Source organism: Vibrio genomosp. F10 str. 9ZD137 (genome assembly GCF_049974785.1).
Taxonomy (GTDB): Bacteria; Pseudomonadota; Gammaproteobacteria; order Enterobacterales; family Vibrionaceae; genus Vibrio.
Genome location: NZ_JBNGCJ010000941.1, coordinates 1 through 927, shown reverse-complemented (window position 1 = coordinate 927; position 927 = coordinate 1). Strand labels below are relative to the sequence as shown.

1 protein-coding gene is annotated in these 927 nt (G+C 46.6%); it reads right to left on the bottom strand.

Annotated elements, in window-relative coordinates; translation table 11 throughout:
- Positions 1-927, bottom strand: a 927-nt coding sequence (locus ACP45E_RS20620) for a cbb3-type cytochrome c oxidase subunit I (RefSeq protein WP_198927775.1), incomplete at both ends; no start/stop codon positions are given.

Below are 927 nucleotides of genomic sequence, written 5' to 3'. Positions count from 1 at the left end.
GCGGCCATAATTGAAAAGACCGCTCCCGACACCAAAACATAATGGAAATGTGCCACGACAAAGTAAGTATCGTGATATTGAAAATCAGCGGGGACGATCGCAAGCATTAATCCAGAAAGGCCACCAATCGTAAAGAGCACAATAAATGCGATAGAAAACAGCATGGGCGTTTCAAACGTCAGCGAACCTTGCCACATTGTCGCCACCCAATTGAAGACTTTAACCCCCGTGGGCACTGCGATCAACATGGTGCAATACATGAAAAACAGTTCCGCAAAGACAGGCATTCCCGTGGTAAACATGTGGTGAGCCCAAACAAGGAACGACAACAAGGCGATACTGCACGTTGCGTACACCATTGAGTGGTAACCAAACAGTTTTTTACCGCTGAATGCAGGTAATATAGCGGAGACAACCCCAAACGACGGTAAGATCATGATATAAACTTCAGGGTGTCCAAAGAACCAGAATATATGCTGGAACAAGACCGGATCTCCGCCCCCCGCCGCATCAAAAAAGCTGGTACCAAAATACTTATCCGTTAGAACCATGGTTACAGCACCGGCTAACACCGGCATGACAGCGATAAGCAAAAACGCGGTGATCAGCCATGTCCAAACAAACAACGGCATTTTGAACCAAGTCATGCCTGGAGCTCGCATATTTACAATAGTCACAATGACATTGATTGCCCCCATGATTGAACTGATCCCCATGATGTGCACAGAAAACACAAATAACGCGGTACTATCTGGGCCATAGGTGGTTGATAGCGGCGCGTAGAATGTCCAACCAAAGTTCGGGCCACCAGCAGGTGTAAAGAGTGATCCAATCAGTATTAAAAAGGCAAAAGGTAGAATCCAGAAGCTGAGGTTATTCATTCTCGGCAACGCCATATCAGGCGCACCAATCATCATAGGTATCATC